We start from the raw sequence: 14,250 nt of genomic DNA on the forward strand, positions 1-14,250 counted from the left end.
AAAAGGTGCAACTGCCATGTCTGCCTCCCACTCGGCGTCCAAGGGACGCCTGAACCTTGAAACACGCTCCATCGATTACGTCCCGCTCGCAGAGCGCCACGGCAAGGCGTGGCACCTGTGGCCCATCTGGTTCTGCGGGGAAGCGCACCTGACCACCCTGGCGGTGGGCATCATCGGGGTCGGCATGGGCGCCAACCTGTTCTGGTCGGCGGTGGCGATCTTCCTGGGCTGCGCCTTCGGCACGCTGTTCATGGCCGGCCATTCCACCCAGGGCCCGCAGATGGGCCTGCCGCAACTGATCCAGTCGCGCCCGCAGTTCGGCTACCTGGGCGCGTTGCTGGTGTATGTGGTGGCCATCGCCACCTACGTGGGCTACAACGCCTTCAACCAGTTGCTGGTGGGCCAGACGCTGCACGAACTGTTCGACGTTCCCGAAAACGGCTCGGCCATCGCCTTCTCGCTGCTGGCGATCGTCATGGCGATTGCCGGCTACAACACCTTCCACAAGGTGCAGCGGCTGCTGGCGTTCGTGCTGATCGCGGTGATGCTGGTGTTCACCGTGGGGCTGTTCTTCTTCGTCAAGCTGCCAGCCGATCAGCTGAGCGTCTCGGACTTCAAGGCAACGCCGTTCCTGGCGCAGTTCTTCGTGGCCGCCGCGTATCAGCTGAGCTGGGCGATCTACGTGTCGGACTACTCGCGCTACCTGCCGGCCAACGTCAGCGTGCGCTCGTCGTTCTGGTGGACCTACATGGGCGCGATGATCGGCGGGGTGTGGATGATGCTGATCGGCGCCCTGGCCGCGGCACTGAGCCCGGGGCAGAACCTGGCCAAGGGCCTGGTGATGCTGGGCAACACACTGTTCGGCGGCTTCGGCGAATGCCTGCTGATCCTGGCGGTGCTGAGCCTGGTGACCAGCGCGGCGCAGAACTTCTACGGCGCCTCGATCACCTTGCTGAGTATCGCCGACACGGTGAAGACCCAGACCTCCACCTTGTTCAAGCGCATCGTCTCGATGTTGCTGGTGGGCGGGACCGCGATCGCCATCGCGATGACCGCCTCGGACAACTTCGTGAAGGACTTCGGCGACTTCCTGGCCATCCTGCTGTACCTGTTCACCCCGTGGACGGCGATCAACCTGGTGGACTTCTACAAGGTACGCCACGGCAAGTTTTCGATTACCGAGATCTTCAAGCCCAACGGGATCTACGGGCGCTGGAACTGGCGCGGCATCGGCGCCTACGTGGCAGGCTTCGTGGCCATGCTGCCGTTCTCCAGCACCGGGCTGTATACCGGCTACGTGACCACGCTGCTCGATGGCGCCGACATCAGCATGCTGGTGGGTCTGGTGGTGTCGGCGCTGGTCTACGGGTGGCTGTGCCGCACCCAGGACATCGCGGCGGAGCTGTCGCGCATCGATGAACTGGACAAGGACCTGGAGCGCGGCCTGAGCGCCAACTGAGCCTGTCGACGATTGCCCCGGCGTGCGCAACGCACGCCGGGGCAATCGCCATTTCCTGTCACTTGCCCGGGCAAAAGTTGCTAAATTGTCGCCTCGCTTGGCGACTGAGATGTAGCCGCTGTCCGGAGACCGGGGCCATGCCCCGCAGTGCACAGGTTGTTGACGTATGAGCAGTGAGCCCGAAGTAACCCAACCCAGGAAGCGTCGAACCCGCATCGACCCCGAGACGCGCCGCAAGGCCATCATCGAGGCGACGATGCAGTGCATCACCCGCTATGGCCACAGTGGCAGTACCCTGGAGCGCATCTGCGCGCAGGCCGGGGTGTCCATCGGGCTGATCGGCCATCACTTTTCCAGCAAGGAAGAGCTGATGCTGTCGACCTACCAGGAACTCACCGACCAGCTGCGCGAAGAAACCCGCAAGTACCTGGCGGTGCAGGGCGGCACCCCCGAGGGCCGTCTGCTGGCGATCATCCGCTCCTCGTTTCGCGGGCAGATCTTCAACGAGTTCATCCTCACCACCTGGCTGGGGTTCTGGGGGGCGGCGGTATCGTCGGAGCAGCTGCGCGCCTTGAACAAGAAGCTCTATGCCGACTATCGCAAGGAACTGGAGTCGGTGTTCAAGGCCATCGGCAAGGCACAGGGCACGCAGATAGACGCCAAAAGCGCGGCGTTGACCATCACCGCGCTGATCGACGGCTTCTGGCTGGAATGGGCGCTCGACCACAAGGCCTTCAGTTCGAAGAAGGCCGAGAAGTGCTGCATTGTCACGGCGCAGATGTTCGTCAAGGGCGCCGAACCGCTGCAGCCTTGAACGGCTAGGCGAGAAACTCCGGCTCGGCGGGGGGCGCCTGCGGGGTGTCCTCGCGGATGCTGATGTACAGCGCCGCACCGCACACGCCCACCAGCCCCACGCTGGCGAGCACGATCTCGCCCAGCAGCATTCCCACGATCAGCAACAGCAGGCTAAGCCGGCAGAACAGGGTCATGGCTGTCTCCTTGGCAGTTGGATTGTTGTGCGGCCTACCTTATACGTTCGCCGTGGCTGCATGCAGCACCGGCGCGTTGCCATGGCATTGCTTCCCTGTGCTTTGGCCGAATTACCACCTGCGCCCAGGCCGGCCGAGGGCTACTTCGGGGTTGAGGGGCAAGACGTGGCCGGGGCGCTAGCCGTGACCGGGCAGTGGCTCAGAAACGCCTGCAGACCTTGCTGATAGTCCTGCGACGGCATCAGCTCGCTGTGCCTGGCAATCAGGCAGGCCATGCCCTTGGCGCGCATGTCTGCGCTCGCCACGTGGTAGAAATCCGGCGTTTCCAGCAGGTGTACGACTTGCTCCCAGGCCAGGACCGTCTTGCCGCCCCGGGCCTTGTCCAGCGTGAAGCCCTGATCATCGAAGCTCAGCTTGTACGTGTCCTGGGCCGATTTCAGGGGTGCCCGAAGCCTGGCCTCGATCAGGCGCTGGTTGAGCCCGCGTACCGGTGCCCGGGGCTTGGCGTGGTTGGCGGCGATCCGCGCTTGCAGGTGGCCGACCCAGCGCCCGGAAAAGCGCCACCACAGCGGGATGAACACCAGTGTGAACAGCAGCAGGGCGATGGCTTTCTCCGGGGTGATGCGTCGCTCCGGGAGATACACCGCCAACAGGGCGCCGATCAGGCACAGGGCGAACATCAGCGGGCCGATCAGGCGACTCTGCCACCTGGCGAAGGTGGCCAGGGCGCGGGCCTGTTGCGCGTCCTGCTTGAGCAGTTCCTGCTTCAGCGGTTCGGCGATCCAGGACTGGAGGTGGTCGGGGGTGATGCGGTAGTGCAGTTCCATGAGGGGGAATCCGAGGTCCGTCGGGGAGGGCGGCAGTCTACCGGCTTGCGCGCTGCAGAGGCGCGGCTCAGGTGGGAAACTGCGCCATGTGCCGCTCCACCCACGCGTACAGCTGCTCGTCGAGCTGCGTGCGCTGCTGGTTGAAGCGGGTTTGGCAGGCGTCGAAGAGCGGGTCATGCTGGACCCGTATGGCCAGCTCGACGTGGCGTTCATCGGCATGGGCCTGGCGCAGGTGCTGCTGGCGCTGATCGGCCTGCTCCAGTGTGTGCGCCAGGGCATCGAGCTGCAGGTGCCTGAGTTGGGCGATGGCCTGGGGCAGGTGAAAGTGCAGGGCACTGTCAAAGCCTTCCCATTGCTCGAAGGCCAGCCATTCGTGGATCACCATGAAGCAGCGCAGCGCCGGGGACAGTTGATCCAGGCGCTCGAAATCCAGCCAGTACTGGCGGGGCAGCTGTTCGGCGGTTTCGATGGCCTGGGCGATCAGGTCCAGGGCGCGTGGCTTGTCCTGGTGATGGTGGCGCAGAATGCGCTGGGTCAGGGTGAAACGCGCTTCGTCCAGGGCGGTCAAGGCGCGGCTCAGGTCGTAGCCCGCACTGTGCAGGTACTGGCGGGCCTGGTGGTGTGGCAGACCGGATTTTTCCATCAGCACCTGCAGCAGTTCGGTCTTGTACAGCTCGGCGGCCTGCTGCGGGTTGCCGGCGCAGCGTTGCAGCAGGGCCCGGGCGTGACGCAGGCCGATGGGCAGGGCGCTGCGCAGTTGCGCAAGGGCCTGGGTGAGTGTCGGGTCCATTGACGGAGGTGCCTCGGTGTCTGCTGGGGAGCGGGTGTGCAAGAATGCCGGTTCATGACTGATGGACACAACCAGAGGCGCAACAACAATGAACCGTCCGCTTTTCGTTTCGCTGGATGGCCCCAAGGGAACCGGCAAGACCACGCTGCTGGAAGCTGTGACCCAGGCACTGCGGGCTGACGGCAGAAAGGTGGTCCGGCTGTCCGAGAAAAACAGCGACCCCGGCCGGGGCGAGACGATGGCGCTCGTCAACGCACTGGTCAGAAACCCCAGCCGGTCGCTGGAGTGGGCGGTTTGCGAACGCCTTGCCGAGAGCCGGGCCTGGATTTCCCGGCAGGTGCTGACCAGGCAGCCGCCCAACAGCATCATCCTGATCGACCGCTGGTATCCATCGGATGCGGCGTTTCGCCGGATAGTGCCGTTTGCCGAGATTCTGCGGTTGAACCTCGAGCGCGAGGTGAGTGTGCCGGACCTGCACGTAGGGGTGGTTACCAGCCCGCAGATTTCGTGGGCGAGGGCGGCGGCCAGAACCCGAGGGCTGGGCAGTACCGTGATGTTCAGCCTCGAGGAGCAGGTTGCTGCCACGCAGGCATTCGAGCAGGCGGTTGCGGATAACGGGTGGGTGCTGTGCCGTAATGAAGGCACGGTTGAGGAGGCGGTGAGGCAACTGGTGGCCGAGATCGACGGCGTGCTGGGCGACTCTCGGGCCGAGCACGCCGTGTCAGCTCCATGAATTGCGGGTGCCGCCAACAGTCCCCACCTTGCGATGGGAACCGTCGGCGGGTGAATCAGCTGCGCTGGGAGTCCAGCGCTTCGTTGTTCTTCGCCACTTCCTGTGCCTTTGCGTAGCTTTCGATCAACAACTGATAGTTGGGGAAGATGCCGGTATAGGCCTGCGCCCACTCAGCCGCGTCTTGCCGGTTCCATGTCTTTTGCAGTTCGGAAGCCACCGCCGCCACGTCGATGGGCACGACACCTGCCTGGACCATTCGCGCAAGGGTGATTTCCTGCGCCATCTTCGAGTAGGTACCGGAGGCGTCGATCACGGCAAACACCTGATAGCCTGCAGCCACCGCCGCAATGGACGGAAAGGCCATGCACACGCTGGTGATGGTGCCGGCAATGATGAGCTGCTTCTTGCCGGTGGCCTTCACGGCGGCGACAAACTCCGGATTGTCCCAGGCGTTGATTTCTCCTTTGCGTGCGATGTAGCGGGCATGCGGGGCGTTCTCATGAATTTCGGGAATCAACGGGCCGTTGGGGCCTTGCGGTACCGAGGCGGTGGTGATCACGGGGATGTTGGACAAGGTCGCGATCCTGGCCAAGGTGCTGGCCAGGCGGCGCAAGGTGGTGAAGGGCATGTCGTGCACTGTCTGGAACAGCCCACTCTGATGGTCGATCAACAGCATGGCGACATCGGTCGGGTCGATGACAGGGGCCTGATTGTTGAAGTTGGCGGGTGCGCTCATTTGGACTCTCCTCTGGGGTAGTGGTGTGAGAGGGAGTCTAGATACGGAACGATAGGGCCGGTAGACGCGTAATTTGCACGTGAGCGTCCTGTTTTGTGAACGATGATTGCAGCGTTCATTGTCAAACGCACAGGTTAGTGGGCGACGCTTCGATGCCCTGATCGTTAACCTGAGCGTAATGATTCGTCAGCCTGCTTGATTGATGCTCTGGCCGTGTAGTTCCACAGTGTGCCCACTACAGCGAAGACGCGTGGAGTGAGCATGACAACAACAATCTACCCCGACCCGCGCTGGTCGAGTCGCCGCGCTGCCAAGCAGCAGCGACTGCAAAGCGTGCAAGCGTTCGCCGATGGCGTGGTGTTGCCCACCGAACGGATCGTCGAGGCCCTTGAGGCGCTGATGTTGCCCGGCGACCGGGTGGTGCTCGAAGGCAACAACCAGAAACAGGCCGATTTTCTGTCTCGCGCGCTGGCCAGGGTCGACCCCGCCAAGCTGCATGATCTGCACATGATCATGCCCAGCGTCGGGCGCCCCGAGCACCTGGATCTGTTCGAGCGCGGCATTGCGCGCAAACTCGACTTTTCGTTCGCGGGCACCCAGAGCCTGCGCATCAGCCAGTTGCTCGAAGACGGGCTGCTGGAAATCGGCGCGATCCATACCTACATCGAGCTGTATGCCCGGCTGGTGGTCGACCTGACCCCCAACGTGGTGCTGTCGGCAGGGTTCATGGCCGATCGCCAGGGCAACATCTACACCGGCCCGAGCACCGAAGACACCCCGGCGCTGATTGAACCGGCGGCGTTCAGCGATGGCATCGTCATCGTCCAGGTCAACCAGCTGGTTGAGGATGCGAGCGATCTGCCACGGGTGGACATCCCGGCCTCCTGGGTTGATTTCGTGGTGGTCGCCGACCAGCCGTTCTATATCGAGCCGCTGTTTACCCGCGACCCCCGGCACATCAAGCCGGTGCATGTGTTGATGGCGATGATGGCGATCCGCGGCATCTACGAGAAGCACAACGTGCAGTCGCTGAACCACGGCATCGGCTTCAACACCGCTGCCATCGAGCTGATCCTGCCGACTTATGGCGAATCCCTGGGCCTCAAGGGCAAGATCTGCCGTAACTGGACCCTCAACCCCCACCCCACGCTGATACCGGCAATCGAGAGCGGCTGGGTCCAAAGCGTGCACTGCTTCGGTACCGAGCTGGGCATGGAGCAGTACATCGCCGCGCGCCCGGACGTGTTTTTCACCGGGCGCGATGGCTCGCTGCGGTCCAACCGCATGCTCTGCCAGCTGGCCGGGCAGTACGCCGTGGACCTGTTCATCGGCGCTACCCTGCAAGTGGACGGCGACGGCCATTCCTCCACCGTCACCCGCGGCCGCCTGGCCGGCTTTGGCGGTGCGCCGAACATGGGCCACGACCCGCGTGGCCGGCGGCATGCCACCCCAGCCTGGCTGGACATGCGCCTTGAGCAGGATGGCGCCCCGCAAGCACTGCTGGAGCGCGGCAGAAAGCTGGTGGTACAGATGGTCGAAACCTACCAGGAGGGGGGCAAGCCGACCTTCGTGCCGACCCTGGACGCCATCGACGTCGCCAGAAAATGCGGCATGCCGCTGGCGCCGATCATGATCTACGGCGACGACGTCACCCACCTGCTTACCGAAGAAGGCATCGCCTACCTGTACAAGGCGCGTTCGCTGCAGGAGCGCCAGGCCATGATTGCCGCCGTGGCCGGGGTGACCGCCATTGGCCAGCAACACGACCCCAAGGACACCCAGCGCATGCGCCGCGAAGGGCTGATCGCCTGGCCCGAAGACCTGGGCATCCGGCGCACCGATGCCACCCGCGAGCTGCTGGCGGCCAAGAGCGTCGCCGACCTGGTGCAATGGTCGGGCGGCCTGTACGCCCCGCCCGCCAAATTCAGGAGCTGGTAATGCACGCACTCAATCTGAACACCCGCCCGGTGTCGCTCAGCGAACAATTGGCCGACTTTGCCGTTGATGCGCTGATCGACGAAGCGGACCTGTCACCCAAGCCGGCCCTGGTGGACCGGCGCGGCAGTGGCGCGCACAGCGACCTTGACCTGGGCCTGATGCACGCGTCGGCGCTGACGCTGTGGCCGGCCTTCAAGGCCATGGCCGATGCAGCCCAGGGCCTGGGCGAGATCGGCCTGGCGCTGCGTGAGGCCATCGGCGCCGTGGGCCGCGAAGGCGAACAGGCGATGCTGGCAACCACCGCCGGCGTCAATACCCACCGTGGCGGCATCTGGGCGCTGGGCCTGCTGGTGACTGCAGCCGCCCTGGCGCCAGGCCAACTGGGCGCCTCGGCGGTGTGCACCCGTGCCGCGCGCCTGGCCTTGCTCGATGATCGCCATGCCCCTTGCGTTGCCAGTCACGGCCGGCAGGTCAGCCAGCGGTACGGCACCGGTGGGGCCCGTGAACAGGCGCAACAGGGGTTTCCAGCGGTGCTGCTGCACGGTTTGCCGCAACTCAAGCGCAGCCGCGCTGCAGGCCATGGCGAGCAGAACGCCCGGCTCGATGCCTTGCTGGCGATCATGGCCCGGCTGCAGGACACCTGCGTGCTGTACCGCGCTGGCCTGCACGGCCTGGCACTGATGCAGGACGGTGCCCAGGCCGTGCTGGATGCCGGGGGCAGCGCAAGCCTGGCCGGGCGGCGGCGTCTGCTGGCGCTGGACCGGCAACTGCTGCAGTGCAATGCCTCGCCCGGTGGCGCCGCCGATCTGCTCGCGGCGTGCCTGTTGATCGATCGCCTGGAGCAGGGCGAGCTGAATGTTCAGGGAGCATGCTGATGGAAACCTTGAGTTTTGAATTCCCCGCCGGCCAGCCTGGCCGCGGGCGCACGTTGGTGGGCTGTGTCGGCTCCGGGGACCTGGAAGTGCTGATAGAGCCTGGCCCTGCCGGCACCTTGAGCATCGCCGTGCAGACATCCGTCGATGGCAGCGCGACGCGCTGGCAGCAGGTGTTTGCGCGAATTTTCGAAGGGCGTACGCCACCGGCGCTGCGCATCGATATCCATGACTTCGGCGCCACCCCCGGTGTGGTTCGCCTGCGTCTGGAGCAGGGCCTGGAGGAGATCGACCATGACTGACCCTACCCAGTTGCTGCACAAGCGCAGCTTCGTCGAGCTGAGTGCTCGCCAGCGCGCTCGAGCGCTGCTCGACAGTGGCAGCTTTCGCGAGCTGATCGACCCGTTCGAACGGCTGATGTCGCCCTGGCTGGCCAAGCAGGGGGTGGTGCCCCAGGCCGATGACGGGGTGGTGATTGCCAAGGGCCTGGTCGACGGCCTGCCGGTGGTGGTTGCGGCCATCGAAGGTGCTTTTCAGGGCGGTAGCCTGGGCGAGGTGGGGGGCGCCAAGATCGCCGGCGCGCTGGAGCTGGCTGCCGACGACAACCGCAAAGGCATTGCCACCCGCGCCCTGCTGTTGCTGGAGACCGGCGGCGTGCGCCTGCAGGAAGCCAACCTCGGCCTGGCGGCGATTGCCGAGATTCATGCCGCCATCGTCGACCTGCGCCAGTACCAGCCGGTGATCGGCGTGATTGCCGGCAGTGTCGGCTGCTTTGGCGGCATGTCGATTGCCGCCGGCCTGTGCAGTTACCTGGTGGTTACCCAGGAGGCACGCCTGGGCCTGAACGGGCCGCTGGTGATCGAGCAGGAGGCGGGTGTGGAGGAGTACGACTCCCGAGACCGGCCGTTCATCTGGAGCCTGACCGGAGGCGAACAACGTGTTGCCTGCCAGTTGGCCGACCGCTATGTGGCCGACGAGGTCAGCCAGATTCGCAGCGAGGTCAGTGCGCTGTTGCAGCAAGGCCTGCCGCCTGTGCCGCGCAGTCAGCAGTCTGGCTATTACCTGCAGCGCCTGAAAGCGCTGGACACCACGGCGCCAATCGACCCGGCGACGGTTCGCCACCTGTATCAAGGAGAACGCTGATGACTGCCTGTTCACTGCGTGGCCTGCACTGGTTCCAGGCCCTGGGCCGCGACGCCGTCGAGGCCAACGACGTACCGCCTTCGTTGAGGGTCGCCGATGGTCGGCTGGGGGAGTGGCCGGTGCGCTATCTGGCCGTGGTGGCCGATGCGCATAACCGCTTTGTTCGCGCACGCCAGGGCGAAGTCGGCCTGGTGGAAGGCTGGGGCCTGGCCCAGGCGGTGGAGCAGGCCATCGCCGCTGACCGCGACCAGTCTTGCAAGCGGGTGCTGGTCGCGATTGTCGATGTGCCGAGCCAGGCCTATGGTCGGCGCGAAGAAGCGCTAGGCATTCATCAGGCCCTGGCCGCTGCCGCCGACAGCTATGCCCGTGCTCGCCTGGCCGGGCACCCGGTGATCGCGCTGCTGGTAGGCAAGGCGATGTCCGGGGCGTTTCTGGCCCATGGCTACCAAGCCAATCGGCTGATCGCGCTGGCCGATGACGGAGTCATGGTGCATGCCATGGGCAAGGCCTCGGCGGCGCGGGTCACGCTGCGCAGTGTCGAGGAACTCGAAGCCCTGGCTGCCAGCGTGCCGCCGATGGCCTATGACATCGACAGTTACGCAAGCCTGGGGCTGTTGTGGCGAACCCTGACTGTCAGCGATGCCGAGCACCCTTCGATGGCCGATCTCGGGCGGGTGGTGGAATGCCTGATCGAGGCGGTCAAGGACATCCAGCACAGCGGCCCCGACCTCAGTTGCCGGCTTGGTGCCAGCAATCGCGCCGCGTCGAGCCGGGTGCGCGAATTGTTGCGCGCCCAGTGGTAACGGCCATGAACCCGTATTTGCCTCACGACCTGCTCTGGACCACCTGCCTGGACGGGTTGCCGGCCGATGCGCCGGTCTGGGCGGTGAACGTGCTGCAGCAGGGGCGACCGGTGGTGGTGCGGCGGGCCGAGGGTGCGCCGGGCCAGGTGGCCGTGGGCCTGCGTGGCAGCAACCGCGAACAGCGTTACGCGAGCTGGATACCGGCAAGCAGCGTGCAGCGTCAGGTGAGCCCTGAACAGCTCGCGGCGTACCCGACAGGCACCCGGCAATGGCCGGCGCTGCAGGCCCTGGCGCAACTGAGGCCGGTGCTCGACGCGACGGGGCTGGTGTGGGGCGTCAGCGGTAGCGCGGGTTATGAGCTCGCCTGCGGGGTGGCGGTTCTGCATCAGCACAGTGACCTCGACCTGATTCTGCGTACCCCCGCGCCGATGTCGCGGCTGGCGGCGCGGCAACTGCTGGAGCGTCTGCGGACTCCGCTGTGCCGCATCGATGTTCAACTGCAGACACCCGGCGGCGCCGTAGCCCTGGGCGAGTGGGCCGGCGATGCGCGCCAGGTACTGCTCAAGGCCAGCACCGGCGCCTGCCTGGCGGCTGACCCGTGGCAGATAACGGAGCGCCGGGCATGAGCTGCTGGCTGGTGTTCCCGGGGCAGGGCGCGCAGAAGCCGGGGATGCTGCATGGCTTGGCCGATGAACCGCTGGTGCGCGAGAGCATCGCCGAGGCCTCGGCGGTACTCGGCGAGGACGTGATGCAGCTGGATTCGGCAGCGGCGCTGGCGTCTACCCGTGCAGTGCAGCTGTGCCTGCTGGTGGCCGGGGTGGCCTGTGCCCGATTGCTGTTGCAACAGGCACCCGCACCAGCCTATGTGGCGGGGCTGTCGATCGGGGCGTATCCGGCGGCTGTGGTGGCGGGTGCGTTGAGTTTTGCCGATGCCCTGAAGCTGGTCAGCCTGCGCGCAGAATTGATGCAGCAGGCCTGGCCCTATGGCTATGGCATGACCGCCCTCATCGGCCTGGAGCCTGCGCGCGTCGAAGCGTTGCTGGCGCAGGTGCACAGCGCGGCGACACCGGTTTACCTGGCCAACATCAATGCCGATAACCAGGTGGTGATCGCCGGCAGCGATGCGGCCATGGCCGATGTTGTCGACCGCGCGCGCAGCGCCGGCGTGGTGGTCGGCAAGCGCCTGGCCGTGAGCGTGCCGTCGCATTGCCCGTTGCTGGAGTCCGCCGCACGGTTGCTGGCCGCAGCGTTCGAACAGGTGAACGTGCGCGCACCGCAGCTGGGTTACCTGAGCAGCAGTCGGGCCAGGCCGCTGTACAGCGGCGAAAGCATTCGCGATGAACTGGCCTTCAACATGTGCCGGATCGTCGACTGGCGCGCAACGCTGCAAGGCGCCTACGAACGCGGTGTACGCCTGCAGATCGAACTGCCGCCGGGGCAGGTCCTCACCGGTCTTGCCCGGCGCGTGTTCAGCCAGGGCACCACCCTGTGCTTTGAAGGTACCCGCCTGGATACCCTTGTTTCCCTCATGCAACGGGAGGGCCTGCGCCACCTCTGAACCTGCACTGTTTTGCCCGATACAAAAACAACAATTGAAGGCGGTACACCCTGGAGGACAACAACAATGATTATTTACGGTGTGGCTTTACTGGCGATCTGCACGCTGGTGGGCATTGTGGCAGGTGATCTGCTGGGCGCGTTGATGGGCGTGCAATCGAACGTCGGCGGGGTCGGTATCGCGATGCTGCTGCTGATCTTCGTGCGCCTGTACATGCATCGTCATGGTGGCCTGAGCAAGGAGTGCGAGCTGGGCGTGGGCTTCTGGGGCGCAATGTACATTCCGGTGGTGGTGGCCATGGCGGCGCAACAGAACGTTGTCACGGCCCTGCACGGCGGACCGATGGCGGTGCTGGCGGCCATCGGCTCGGTGCTGCTGTGCGGCGCGACCATCGCGCTGATCAGCCGCACCCACAAGGGCGAGCCGTTGCCGGCTGAACCGCTGGATGTACTGCCATCGACCAACGGGGGGCATTGATATGCTGGACGTCATCATCAAGGGCCTGGAACACAATGGCCTGATCACGGCCTTCGCGTTTGTCGGGGTCATCATGTGGGTCTCGGTGGTGCTGTCCAGGCGCCTGACCTTTGGCCGCGTTCACGGCTCGGCAATCGCCATCGTGATAGGCCTGGTGCTGGCCTGGGTGGGTGGCACCCTGACCGGTGGGCAGAAGGGCCTGGCGGACCTGGCGCTGTTTTCCGGCATCGGCCTGATGGGCGGCGCCATGCTGCGCGACTTCGCCATCGTGGCCACCGCGTTCGAGGTGCAGGCCACCGAGGCGCGCAAGGCCGGCATGGTCGGGGCGCTGGCCCTGGTGCTGGGCACCCTACTGCCCTTTATCGTCGGCGCCTGCGTTGCCTGGGCGTTCGGCTACCGTGATGCGGTGAGCATCTCGACCATCGGCGCCGGCGCGGTGACCTATATCGTGGGGCCGGTGACCGGTGCCGCGATTGGGGCCAGCTCCGAGGTGGTTGCGCTGTCGATTGCCACGGGGCTGATCAAGGCAATTCTGGTGATGGTCTGCACGCCCTTCGCGGCGCGCTGGATGGGGCTGGACAATCCACGCTCGGCCATGGTGTTCGGTGGCCTGGCGGGTACGGTCAGCGGTGTGACGGCGGGGCTGGCGGCGACGGATCGGCGGCTGGTGCCCTACGGCGCGCTGACAGCCACGTTCCATACCGGGCTGGGTTGTCTGCTGGGGCCATCGCTGCTGTATTTCGTGGTTCGCGGCCTGGTCGGGGCATGAGCCTGCGCCCCTTGCCCGACAGGGCAGGGGGTTCAACCCTGGGCGTGACGGCCAGCATACAGGCGGCATTCGGCCAACAGGGCCAGCAGGTTCGGATCACGCTCCTTGGCCTTGAGAAACACCACGCCGATTCGCTGCTGCAGGCTGTAGCGCGCCTGCAGCGGTATCAACTTCACCCGGTTCTCATACACCGCGGCAATCCGTCCTGGCAGCAGGGCATAGCCCACCCCGGAGCTGACCATGCTGAGCAAGGTGAAGATATCGTTCACCTGCATCGCCACCTTCGGCGCGAATCCCGCCTGATCGAACACCCTGACGCCATCGCGGTGCGTGGCAAAGCCCTGGGTCAGGGTAATGAAGGTCGAGTCGCGCAGCTCGGCCAGGTCGACATCGGCGTGGGAAGCGAAGGGCGAGTCGACCGGGGTGGCGAGAAAGATATCGTCGCTGAACAGCTCGATCGACTCGCAGTCCGGGTCATGGGTGGTTTCGTCCAGTGAAACCAGAATCGCATCGGCCTCCATGTTCTTGAGCTTGTACAGCAGGTCGAAGTTGGAGCCCAGGATCAGGTCGATGTTGAGCTCGCTACGGCGGATCTTCAGGCCCATGATCAGCTGCGGCACCGTCTTGACCGTCAAGGAGTACAACGAGCCCAGCTTGAATCGTTCAGCGGAAAAGCCTGCGGCCTCGCGGGTCAGGCGCACCGTATCGACCACATCCTGCACCAGCTTTTGCGTACGTTCCTCGAGCACATAGGCGCTTTCCAGCGGCGTGAGGTTGCGCCCCTCATGCTTGAACAGCGGGCAGCGCAGGGCGCTTTCCAGCGAATGGATGGCCCTGTGTACGCTCACATTGCTGGTTTGCAGCTCGGCCGCTGCCCGGGACAGGTTGCCAGTGCGCATGAATGCGAGAAACACTTCGAGCTTTTTCAGGGTGAGCTCTTCATCGATCAGCATGATCGGGCCCCTAGCGAAAGTTGAACCACAGGCTGTGAGTGGAATAGCCCGCGCATGATGGATGGGCGGGCACACAGTAATCAATGTTCGGATGGTTAATGCCAGCGTAACGAATCGAGCCTTGGGTTGAATGATGGGCGGGGTTGTTCGTTGCAGGAATATGCGTGCCGCCCACGTGTCAGCGATTCGAGACGATAGCCCGT

At 65.1% G+C, this 14,250-nt stretch carries 17 protein-coding genes; 12 read left to right on the top strand and 5 right to left on the bottom strand.

Going from position 1 to position 14,250, the window contains the following annotated elements; all coding sequences use genetic code 11:
* Positions 1-16: 16 nt before the first annotated feature.
* Together B4I46_RS19645 and betI are read left to right on the top strand one after the other, a co-directional pair.
* Positions 17-1,459 carry a purine-cytosine permease family protein gene (locus tag B4I46_RS19645; protein ID WP_043861246.1) on the top strand — a complete coding sequence of 481 codons (1,443 nt, stop codon included), beginning with the start codon at positions 17-19 and terminating at the stop codon, positions 1,457-1,459.
* A gap of 166 nt (positions 1,460-1,625) precedes the next feature.
* Entirely contained in the window at positions 1,626-2,273 is a 648-nt protein-coding gene (betI, locus tag B4I46_RS19650) for a transcriptional regulator BetI (RefSeq protein ID WP_286901422.1), read from the top strand.
* Positions 2,274-2,277: 4 nt separating this feature from the next.
* Here betI and B4I46_RS19655 read toward each other — a convergent pair whose 3' ends face one another.
* The 3 genes from B4I46_RS19655 to B4I46_RS19665 all read right to left on the bottom strand — a co-directional run bounded on the left by B4I46_RS19655 (position 2,278) and on the right by B4I46_RS19665 (position 4,065).
* Entirely contained in the window at positions 2,278-2,448 is a 171-nt protein-coding gene (locus B4I46_RS19655) for a hypothetical protein (RefSeq protein ID WP_167400189.1), read from the bottom strand.
* A gap of 140 nt (positions 2,449-2,588) precedes the next feature.
* Positions 2,589-3,275, bottom strand: a complete 687-nt coding sequence (locus B4I46_RS19660) for a hypothetical protein (protein ID WP_286901424.1) — start codon at positions 3,273-3,275, stop codon at positions 2,589-2,591.
* Between the two features lie 67 nt (positions 3,276-3,342).
* A complete protein-coding gene (locus B4I46_RS19665) occupies positions 3,343-4,065 on the bottom strand; it encodes a hypothetical protein (RefSeq protein ID WP_286901425.1) in 723 nt (240 codons plus the stop codon).
* Positions 4,066-4,153: 88 nt separating this feature from the next.
* On the opposite strand from B4I46_RS19665, the gene B4I46_RS19670 reads away from it, so the two are divergent.
* Complete coding sequence (locus B4I46_RS19670; RefSeq protein WP_275731959.1) at positions 4,154-4,798, top strand: dTMP kinase; 645 nt, start codon at positions 4,154-4,156, stop codon at positions 4,796-4,798.
* A gap of 55 nt (positions 4,799-4,853) precedes the next feature.
* Here B4I46_RS19670 and B4I46_RS19675 read toward each other — a convergent pair whose 3' ends face one another.
* Entirely contained in the window at positions 4,854-5,534 is a 681-nt protein-coding gene (locus B4I46_RS19675) for a hydrolase (protein WP_043861250.1), read from the bottom strand.
* Positions 5,535-5,795: 261 nt separating this feature from the next.
* On the opposite strand from B4I46_RS19675, the gene mdcA reads away from it, so the two are divergent.
* From mdcA to madM, 9 genes are all read left to right on the top strand, one after another.
* Entirely contained in the window at positions 5,796-7,472 is a 1,677-nt protein-coding gene (mdcA, locus tag B4I46_RS19680; protein ID WP_255000827.1) for a malonate decarboxylase subunit alpha, read from the top strand.
* Complete coding sequence (locus B4I46_RS19685; protein WP_043861252.1) at positions 7,472-8,347, top strand: triphosphoribosyl-dephospho-CoA synthase; 876 nt, start codon at positions 7,472-7,474, stop codon at positions 8,345-8,347. Before mdcA ends, B4I46_RS19685 begins: the two co-directional genes overlap by 1 nt.
* Positions 8,347-8,646: a malonate decarboxylase subunit delta gene (locus tag B4I46_RS19690; RefSeq protein WP_088515130.1), complete on the top strand. Its 300-nt coding sequence runs from the start codon at positions 8,347-8,349 to the stop codon at positions 8,644-8,646. Before B4I46_RS19685 ends, B4I46_RS19690 begins: the two co-directional genes overlap by 1 nt.
* Positions 8,639-9,487: a biotin-independent malonate decarboxylase subunit beta gene (locus B4I46_RS19695; RefSeq protein ID WP_043861253.1), complete on the top strand. Its 849-nt coding sequence runs from the start codon at positions 8,639-8,641 to the stop codon at positions 9,485-9,487. The genes B4I46_RS19690 and B4I46_RS19695 overlap by 8 nt, the downstream gene beginning before the upstream one ends.
* A complete protein-coding gene (gene mdcE, locus B4I46_RS19700) occupies positions 9,487-10,290 on the top strand; it encodes a biotin-independent malonate decarboxylase subunit gamma (RefSeq protein ID WP_286901430.1) in 804 nt (267 codons plus the stop codon). Before B4I46_RS19695 ends, mdcE begins: the two co-directional genes overlap by 1 nt.
* A gap of 5 nt (positions 10,291-10,295) precedes the next feature.
* On the top strand, positions 10,296-10,916 hold the full coding sequence (locus tag B4I46_RS19705; RefSeq protein ID WP_286901431.1) for a malonate decarboxylase holo-ACP synthase: 621 nt from the start codon (positions 10,296-10,298) through the stop codon (positions 10,914-10,916).
* A complete protein-coding gene (gene mdcH / locus B4I46_RS19710; protein ID WP_286901433.1) occupies positions 10,913-11,848 on the top strand; it encodes a malonate decarboxylase subunit epsilon in 936 nt (311 codons plus the stop codon). Before B4I46_RS19705 ends, mdcH begins: the two co-directional genes overlap by 4 nt.
* Positions 11,849-11,914: 66 nt before the next feature.
* Positions 11,915-12,325: a malonate transporter subunit MadL gene (gene madL, locus B4I46_RS19715; RefSeq protein WP_088515031.1), complete on the top strand. Its 411-nt coding sequence runs from the start codon at positions 11,915-11,917 to the stop codon at positions 12,323-12,325.
* 1 nt (position 12,326) lies between these two features.
* Positions 12,327-13,094, top strand: a complete 768-nt coding sequence (gene madM / locus B4I46_RS19720; protein ID WP_088515030.1) for a malonate transporter subunit MadM — start codon at positions 12,327-12,329, stop codon at positions 13,092-13,094.
* A 32-nt stretch (positions 13,095-13,126) separates the two neighbouring features.
* Here the strand turns inward: madM and B4I46_RS19725 are convergent, their stop codons facing one another.
* A complete protein-coding gene (locus B4I46_RS19725; RefSeq protein WP_043861259.1) occupies positions 13,127-14,047 on the bottom strand; it encodes a LysR family transcriptional regulator in 921 nt (306 codons plus the stop codon).
* Between the last annotated feature and the right edge of the window lie 203 nt (positions 14,048-14,250).

Source organism: Pseudomonas sp. UBA7500, assembly GCF_002478435.1.
GTDB classification, from domain to species: Bacteria; Pseudomonadota; Gammaproteobacteria; order Pseudomonadales; family Pseudomonadaceae; genus Aquipseudomonas; species Aquipseudomonas palmensis.

Coding starts and splice junctions, on each gene's coding strand:
- B4I46_RS19645 (WP_043861246.1), top strand. CDS start 17: ATGTCTGCCTCCCACTCGGCGTCCAAGGGACGCCTGAACCTTGAAACA.
- betI (WP_286901422.1), top strand. CDS start 1,626: ATGAGCAGTGAGCCCGAAGTAACCCAACCCAGGAAGCGTCGAACCCGC.
- B4I46_RS19655 (WP_167400189.1), bottom strand. CDS start 2,448: ATGACCCTGTTCTGCCGGCTTAGCCTGCTGTTGCTGATCGTGGGAATG.
- B4I46_RS19660 (WP_286901424.1), bottom strand. CDS start 3,275: ATGGAACTGCACTACCGCATCACCCCCGACCACCTCCAGTCCTGGATC.
- B4I46_RS19665 (WP_286901425.1), bottom strand. CDS start 4,065: ATGGACCCGACACTCACCCAGGCCCTTGCGCAACTGCGCAGCGCCCTG.
- B4I46_RS19670 (WP_275731959.1), top strand. CDS start 4,154: ATGAACCGTCCGCTTTTCGTTTCGCTGGATGGCCCCAAGGGAACCGGC.
- B4I46_RS19675 (WP_043861250.1), bottom strand. CDS start 5,534: ATGAGCGCACCCGCCAACTTCAACAATCAGGCCCCTGTCATCGACCCG.
- mdcA (WP_255000827.1), top strand. CDS start 5,796: ATGACAACAACAATCTACCCCGACCCGCGCTGGTCGAGTCGCCGCGCT.
- B4I46_RS19685 (WP_043861252.1), top strand. CDS start 7,472: ATGCACGCACTCAATCTGAACACCCGCCCGGTGTCGCTCAGCGAACAA.
- B4I46_RS19690 (WP_088515130.1), top strand. CDS start 8,347: ATGGAAACCTTGAGTTTTGAATTCCCCGCCGGCCAGCCTGGCCGCGGG.
- B4I46_RS19695 (WP_043861253.1), top strand. CDS start 8,639: ATGACTGACCCTACCCAGTTGCTGCACAAGCGCAGCTTCGTCGAGCTG.
- mdcE (WP_286901430.1), top strand. CDS start 9,487: ATGACTGCCTGTTCACTGCGTGGCCTGCACTGGTTCCAGGCCCTGGGC.
- B4I46_RS19705 (WP_286901431.1), top strand. CDS start 10,296: ATGAACCCGTATTTGCCTCACGACCTGCTCTGGACCACCTGCCTGGAC.
- mdcH (WP_286901433.1), top strand. CDS start 10,913: ATGAGCTGCTGGCTGGTGTTCCCGGGGCAGGGCGCGCAGAAGCCGGGG.
- madL (WP_088515031.1), top strand. CDS start 11,915: ATGATTATTTACGGTGTGGCTTTACTGGCGATCTGCACGCTGGTGGGC.
- madM (WP_088515030.1), top strand. CDS start 12,327: ATGCTGGACGTCATCATCAAGGGCCTGGAACACAATGGCCTGATCACG.
- B4I46_RS19725 (WP_043861259.1), bottom strand. CDS start 14,047: ATGCTGATCGATGAAGAGCTCACCCTGAAAAAGCTCGAAGTGTTTCTC.